This is a genomic window from Protofrankia sp. Cas8 (assembly GCF_963555845.1).
In the GTDB taxonomy this organism is placed as follows: Bacteria; Actinomycetota; Actinomycetes; order Frankiales; family Frankiaceae; genus Protofrankia.
On record NZ_CAUVXI010000258.1, the window covers coordinates 1 to 6,630 of the forward strand.

Sequence of the window (6,630 nt, forward strand, 5' to 3'; positions counted from 1 at the left end):
ACCTGGGCGTGCCGCCGCACACGGTTCGGGATATCGCCGGACGCTCGGCGATCGAAGTCACGATGACGATCTACGCGCCTACGTCCCTCGGCCAGATGCGGGACGCGTTGAGCAAGCTGGACGATCAGCTTCGCTGACGTTGCCGTCAGGGTTGCCGTCAAATGAAGAAAACCCCTTGGTCGAGCGAAGCTCGACACGGGGGGTTTCGGGGGGCTTGGCCCCCCGGTGGGCATCGCGGCTGGTGCGAGGCTGCACGTCAGTGCGGCGAGCAACAGAAGCTAGCGCGTGGGCAGGGGCGGGGTCGAACCGCCGACCTTCCGCTTTTCAGGCGGACGCTCGTACCGACTGAGCTACCTGCCCCGGTGCAACCATCCTGCCGAACACGGCCCAACCAGGTCGCCCCAACCGGTGAGATCAACATTACGCTGACATCAACCGATGGTGCGAGCGCGGTCCTGACGGGATTCGAACCCGCGACCTCCGCCTTGACAGGGCGGCGTGAACTCCAGGCTTCACCACAGGACCATGCTGTGTGCTGTTCAGTTGTATCACGATCTCGCTTGTGATGTTGTGTCTCTGTGAGGCCCTGCACCTGTGAGGCAGGGCGTCCCATCCCTCAGACCCACCACCGCGCCTGGCTGGCGGGGGCTTCGCTCAGGAGTGCAACAGCAGCATACAGGATGGCGGGGCGGTCCGGGGTGGGTGGGCCTGCCTGCACCTGCGCGGGGGCGGGGCACGTACCCCGCTGTGTCGTCGTCGGTCGACACCCACAACCTCCGGTGCCTCCCTCTTCGCACCTCGCGATCTACCCGCCCCGGCCCCGTTTCTTGATCCAAGCCCCTCTTGATCCACACCCCTATTGCCCGGCGGTCCTACTCCGACCCTTTCCGGTCCCCACCGGTTGCCTACCCGGCTGGCGTCCCGCTAGAGCTGTCGGTGCCCGAGCCGTGACGACCATGCGGCATGTTGAGCGCTTCGTCGCCGGAGTGCAGCTTGTCGATCGTGGCTTTGCCGTTGACGGTGGTGGTGTTGAAGGTGACAGAATCGCCAACCTTCAGGTCGCTCAGCTGCGCTTCACCGTTCTTGTCGATGTCGCTGTCGCTGGTGACCGCGTATTCGGTCGTGCTGCTACTGGTCTTGATGGTTACCGATGCCGACCCGACCGCGGTCACGGTACCGGTCTGATCGAGGGCGCCACCGTGCCTGACGCCACCGTGCCCGAAACCATGACCGTCGCCGTCGTTGTCCGGGGCGGTCTGGGTCGTCCCGGCTGATCCGCCCGGGCTCGGGCTCGGGCTCGAGGACGCTGCGGTGGCGCTGAGGGTGCCGCCCAGAATCGCTCCGGCCAGCACGCCGGCGCCGAGCAGCCCCGCCGCCTTGCCGAACCGACGTCGCTGCGGGGCCTGGTTCGTCGGGGATTCCGAGGACGGTGGGGATGGCGGTGCCGCCGCATCCCAGCCATACCAGCCAGGCTGATCCGTCATGTCGTGCCTCCTCCTGTACCGCCACCGTGGCGGTACCTACTCAGCGTGGTAGGTCGGGCTGGGCGCTACCTGACATCCGATTAGGAGAAGTTTAAGAGGTTGATGAAGGTCCGCTGAAAGGTCTTTTCGTGTCCTGTTTACCTGACAATCCTGTCCCGGTCGCCGTAGAGGTCTAGCAATGCGGAGGCACCCGGTGTGGCACCGGTTGCATGAGGAGGAACTGTGTCCCGCATTTTCCCGCGGTCGGCCGCCGCCGTTACGACCGGATTACTGGCCGCTGCCGTCATTGGTGGGGTGGCAGCCGCCGGCCCGGCCACTGCTACCGACAATCGTCACGGCCACGGGTCGACCCGACATGTGCTGTTGCTGTCCGTGGACGGCCTGCACCAGGCCGATCTGGAATGGTATGTCGCTCAGTATCCGGATTCAGCCCTTGCCCGCCTGGTCCGCCGGGGTACCGAGTTCACCCGGGCGCAGACACCGGTGCCGTCGGACTCGTTCCCGGGTCTGATCGCGCAGGTGACCGGTGGGAACCCGGCCACGACCGGGATCTACTACGACGACACCTACAACTCGCAGCTGCTGCCGGCGGGAACGACATCCTGCGCGGGTGTCAAGGCCGGTACCGAGGTCAACTACACCGAGGGCCTCGACCGCGACCCGACCTCGATCGACGCCGGTGCGCACCTGCCGGGCCTGCCCGGCGGCATCCTCGCGCTGACCGCGACACCGCAGACGCTGATCAACCCGGCCCTGCTGCCGGTGGACCCGACCACCTGCATGCCGGTCTACCCGCACTCCTACCTCAAGGTGAACACCGTCTTCGAGGTGGCGCGGGCCGCCGGGCTGCGCACCGCATGGTCGGACAAGCACCCCGCATACGAGATCGTCAACGGGCCGTCCGGTACCGGCGTCCAGGACCTGTTCACCCCGGAGGTCAACAGTACCGCGATCGGCTTCGCTTCCGGTGACTGGACCAAGGACAACGCCGCGACGCAGCAGTACGACAGCTACAAGCTGCAGGCGGTCCTCAACGAGATCGACGGCTACGACCACAGCCGGACGACGAAGGTCGGTACGCCGGCCATCTTCGGGATGAACTTCCAGACCGTCTCCACCGCCGAGAAGCTGCCCCGCTCGGATGGTCTGACCGGCGGATACCTGCCCGGCGGCGTCACCCCCGGTCCGCTGCTCGCCCGCGCGCTGGGCTATGTCGACGCGAGCGTCGCCACGATCGTGGAGGAGATCCAGCGCCGCGGCCTGACCGGCAGCACCACGGTCATCCTGTCCGCGAAGCACGGCCAGTCGCCCACCGACCCGGCCGATCTCACCCGCGTCGCCGACGGACCGATCATCGACGGGTTGAACGCGGCATGGGCTGCGGGGCATCCCGGTGCGGCCCCGCTGGTGGCCTTCGCGGTCGATGACGACGTCCTGCAGTTCTGGCTCAGCGACACCTCGGCGGCGGCGACCGCGTTCGCCCGTACCTTCCTGCTCACCCACCCGGCGGCGGGCAAGACGATCGACGGCACGCCCACCACGTTGCCCGCCTCGGGCCTCACGGCCGTTTACGCGGGGGACGGGGCAGCCGCGTTCTTCGGCACCCGTCCCGGTGACCCGCGCCATCCCGATGTCGTGGGTGTCGTGACGCACGGCGTCGTGTTCACCGGCGGTACCGGCAAGATCGCCGAACATGGCGGGTCGGACCCGCAGGACCGTGACGTCGCGCTGGTCGTGTCCGGCGCCGGCGTTGAGCACCACGAGGTGGACGGGCATCGGGTCGAGACCACCCAGATCGCCCCGACGATCCTGGCCCTGCTCGGCCTGGACCCGGACGCGTTGCGGGCGGTACGGATCGAGCACACCCGGGCGTTGCCGCTGCGCTGAGGGATTTCTCCTCGGCAGGTCTGCGACAGCGGGACCTGAGGGCGGCCGGGACCACCCATTTCGGGTGGTCCCGGCCGCCGTCGGGAAAGGCCTCGACATCTGCCCGTGGGCACGTCGCGCCGGGGGTGCCGGAGTGGTCGTCATCGGCAGGTGGTTAGATCATCAGGTGTTTGTTGTTGCATACCTGTCCGCTTTTGGTTGTGCTGTGTGCTATGGGGCCGGTTCGGTGCTGCAGTCGGTGGGCGCGCGCCGGCTTGTCACCGCCGGCGCGCTCGATCCGCGTCTGCTGCCACGGCTCGCGCGACAGCTGCCCTACCTGATCGGGCTGGTACTCGACCTTGTCGGTTGGCTGCTATCACTGGTGGCGGTGCGATCGCTGCCGCTGTTCGCGGTCCAGGCGACCCTCGCCGGCAGTGCCGGCGTCACCGCGGTACTGGCTGCGGTGTTCCTGCGCAGCCGTCCGGGACCGGCGCAACTGCGCGCGCTGGCGGCGCTCGGTGTCGGCCTGATCCTTCTTGCCCTCACCGCGCAGCCCGCGCCGCCGCGTCCGGTGGGCACCATCGCGACCATAGTGATCGCGCTATTCGTTCCCGTCCTGGTTGCCGCCAGCGCGGCGGCGGGCCGATCCCTGCGGGGAGAGCGCGCCGCTGTGGTGCTCGGAGCGCTGTCGGGGCTGGCGTTCGGCGGGACTGCGCTGTGTGCACGGGCGTTGGACGCCGATCACACCCTCGGCGCTGTCCTCACCGACCCCCTTTCCTGGGCACTACTGGCCTACGGTCTGCTCGGGTTGAGTGCGTTCGGAGCCGCGTTGCAACGCGGCTCGGTGACGCTTGTCACCGCCAGCCAGGGCGCGGCGGAAACCCTCATCCCGGCCGCGATGGGGTTTGCGCTGTTGGGGGACCAGGTCCGTCCGGGCTGCCTCCCGCTTGCCGCGATCGGGTTCGTCGTCGCCGTGGCCGCAGCGGTCGAGCTCGCAATCCTCACCCCACCCGAGCAGCCGTCTGCGCCACCTCAGCCGGATTTGTTACCATTCGTCAGCCGGACACGGTGACTAAGAGCGACCGGCAATAGGGGACACGGCGTCGCGGGGGTCGTCGACCCGGTTGGGGATGCGCGGGGATAGCTGTGCCATCGTTGCCACCATGGCGACAGGTCAACTCCAACAGAACGTGCTTCGGGACCGTGCTCGACGCGCAATGAGCAAGGTCCCGGAAGTGACGGCGTACTTCTGGATCACCAAGGTGCTGACCACCGGCATGGGGGAGACGACGTCAGATTACCTGGCCCACCAACTCAGCCCGATGATTGCCGTCGGTCTCGCCGGCGTGTGCTTGGCGGCCGCGCTGGCGCTGCAGTTCTACGTCCGTCGATATGTTGTCTGGATCTACTGGACAGCAGTTGTCATGGTCAGCGTGTTCGGCACGATGGCGGCTGATGTCCTGCATGTCGGACTCGGCATCCCGTACCTCGTGTCAACCGCCTTCTTCATGATCGCGCTGGCCGCCATCTTCACGGTCTGGTATATGAGCGAGAAAACCCTCTCCATTCACAGTATCCACACCCGTCGCCGTGAGGCGTTCTACTGGGCCACGGTAATGGCGACGTTCGCGCTCGGTACCGCACTGGGAGACATGACCGCGACAACCGCGCACCTGGGGTATTTCTCCTCGGGTGTGATGTTTGCCGTCCTGATGGCCGTCCCGGCCCTGGCCTACCGGCTGGCTGGTCTGAACGGGATTTTCGCCTTCTGGTTTGCCTACATCGTGACCCGGCCGCTCGGTGCCTCCTTCGCCGACTGGATGGGGGTGTCGCATGGTCGCGGTGGCCTTGAACTGGGCACCGGGCCGGTCAGCCTGGTTCTGGCGATTGTGATCGTCGGTTTCGTCAGCTTCCTGGCGGTGACCCGCAGGGACGTTGCGCACCCGTCCGTGCCTGGCTGGCCCGCAACCCCCGCCCGCGGCGACGATCCGGCGGATGCCGGCGGCGTCTGGTAGCGCGATCTAGTCGTACCGGCTCGTGGCGGAATCCGGCGAGCGGCCGGGCGCCATATGGCGCCCGGCCGGCTTCCCGGTGGTTTTCTTTCCGTTTGGTCGCCTGCCGGCTAACCGTCAGTCGGCTGGGTGCTCTGGTACCAGGGCGACCAGTATGAGTGCCGGTGGCGGCCAGTGGCGGCGGCAGCGTCGGCGGCGGGGTTTCCGCTCTCGCTCCCACTCCCGACCGAGCTCCCACTCCCGACCGAGTCCGCCGACGGCGACTGTGTGGCGGTCGGAGCCGTGTTGGCGACGCTGCCGACCTTTCCAGACCAGCACGACTGCGATGAAACCCACGGCGTCGTACCCTGCTGGGCGTATAGCATCCGGGCGCGGTTCCACTGCTCGGCAACGGAGGCGTTCTGCGGCAGACCGGTCCCGCCGACTGACTGCCACGTGCTGGGAAGGAACTGGAACAGTCCGCCGGCGCCTATCGAATTGACGATTGTCGGGTTGCCGCCGGACTCGCACTGAGCAATTGCCGACAACGTCTGGTCGTCCGACGGTGCCGCGCTGGCGGGCCCCGAGATTCCAATGCCGACACCGCCGACGGCGGCGGCGAGTGCCGGAATGGTGATGAGCGCGCGGGTGTATCTACTGGTTGGTCTGCTGCCGCGATGGCGGGCGCGCGAACGGGACATGGCAATGCCCTTTCCCCACGCCTACGAGGTGAGCTGTCGGGTTCGGGCTGGGAAATGCCCGGCCGCATCGTGCGGCTTCACCCCAAGGACGCCCGCTGGCGCCCGGAAAGTGGTTCCCCCGCTCCTGCCGTTGGTTTGACGATCATCGGACGGGGCAGGACTCGGCGTGTTTCGTCCGATGCGTGCTTTCGTTGCGAAGGCACGGCGGAACCCTATCGGCTACGGCTGGTCGGCCGGCAAGGGGTGGTGAAGAAGCGCACAGTCGAACATCGACCCTTGATTTCGGTATTGATCACCATTAATGCGCGTGCGCGCGCGTTCATTTTAACCAGCCAGCACCGATGGAACGTTTCCGTGACATGAGTGCCACCTTTTGGCGCATATCTTGATGCGCTTTGTGAAAAGTCCGGTTGACCGGATGACACCCGATCTCTTGCGGTAACCGGTAGTTTGGTTACTGCTGTGACGCCAGCCGATCCGAGCTTGCACCCGCACTGTCGGGCGTGAAGGGCCCGAACGAACCCAGTCCGGTGTTGATGAGCTGGGCCGCGCGGTGGACGTCGGCGGTCACCGCCTGGTGGACCTGTG

5 protein-coding genes, 2 tRNA genes, 1 pseudogene and 1 riboswitch are annotated in these 6,630 nt (G+C 67.1%); of the genes and pseudogenes, 4 read left to right on the forward strand and 4 right to left on the reverse strand.

Translation table 11 applies throughout. The annotated features are described in order from the left end of the window. Positions 1 to 137: pseudogene (locus U9977_RS27280) on the forward strand (site-specific integrase); the annotation flags it as partial. Between the two features lie 149 nt (positions 138 to 286). Here U9977_RS27280 and U9977_RS24435 read toward each other — a convergent pair. From U9977_RS24435 to U9977_RS24445, 3 genes are all read right to left on the reverse strand, one after another. Beyond that, a tRNA-Phe gene (locus U9977_RS24435) sits at positions 287 to 360 on the reverse strand. Between the two features lie 90 nt (positions 361 to 450). Then, a tRNA-Asp gene (locus tag U9977_RS24440) sits at positions 451 to 525 on the reverse strand. Between the two features lie 380 nt (positions 526 to 905). Continuing rightward, a complete protein-coding gene (locus U9977_RS24445) occupies positions 906 to 1,484 on the reverse strand; it encodes a hypothetical protein (RefSeq protein ID WP_322751629.1) in 579 nt (192 codons plus the stop codon). A 222-nt stretch (positions 1,485 to 1,706) separates the two neighbouring features. Between U9977_RS24445 and U9977_RS24450 the strand changes: the two genes are divergently transcribed. The 3 genes from U9977_RS24450 to U9977_RS24460 all read left to right on the forward strand — a co-directional run bounded on the left by U9977_RS24450 (position 1,707) and on the right by U9977_RS24460 (position 5,365). Further along, positions 1,707 to 3,371 (forward strand): alkaline phosphatase family protein, encoded by a 1,665-nt coding sequence (locus U9977_RS24450; RefSeq protein ID WP_322751630.1) that lies wholly within the window; start codon positions 1,707 to 1,709, stop codon positions 3,369 to 3,371. A 166-nt stretch (positions 3,372 to 3,537) separates the two neighbouring features. Further along, positions 3,538 to 4,422, forward strand: coding sequence for a hypothetical protein (locus U9977_RS24455; RefSeq protein ID WP_322751631.1), 885 nt, complete (start codon positions 3,538 to 3,540; stop codon positions 4,420 to 4,422). Between the two features lie 91 nt (positions 4,423 to 4,513). Further along, positions 4,514 to 5,365 (forward strand): hypothetical protein, encoded by an 852-nt coding sequence (locus tag U9977_RS24460; RefSeq protein ID WP_416210768.1) that lies wholly within the window; start codon positions 4,514 to 4,516, stop codon positions 5,363 to 5,365. Between the two features lie 107 nt (positions 5,366 to 5,472). Here U9977_RS24460 and U9977_RS24465 read toward each other — a convergent pair whose 3' ends face one another. After that, positions 5,473 to 6,042, reverse strand: coding sequence for a transglycosylase family protein (locus U9977_RS24465; protein WP_322751633.1), 570 nt, complete (start codon positions 6,040 to 6,042; stop codon positions 5,473 to 5,475). A gap of 4 nt (positions 6,043 to 6,046) precedes the next feature. Then, a riboswitch (cyclic di-AMP (ydaO/yuaA leader) is annotated at positions 6,047 to 6,219 on the reverse strand. Between the last annotated feature and the right edge of the window lie 411 nt (positions 6,220 to 6,630).

Excerpts from the sequence above, each read along its gene's own strand:
- U9977_RS24445 (WP_322751629.1), bottom strand. The coding sequence starts at position 1,484 with ATGACGGATCAGCCTGGCTGGTATGGCTGGGATGCGGCGGCACCGCCA.
- U9977_RS24460 (WP_416210768.1), top strand. The coding sequence starts at position 4,514 with ATGGCGACAGGTCAACTCCAACAGAACGTGCTTCGGGACCGTGCTCGA.
- U9977_RS24465 (WP_322751633.1), bottom strand. The coding sequence starts at position 6,042 with ATGTCCCGTTCGCGCGCCCGCCATCGCGGCAGCAGACCAACCAGTAGA.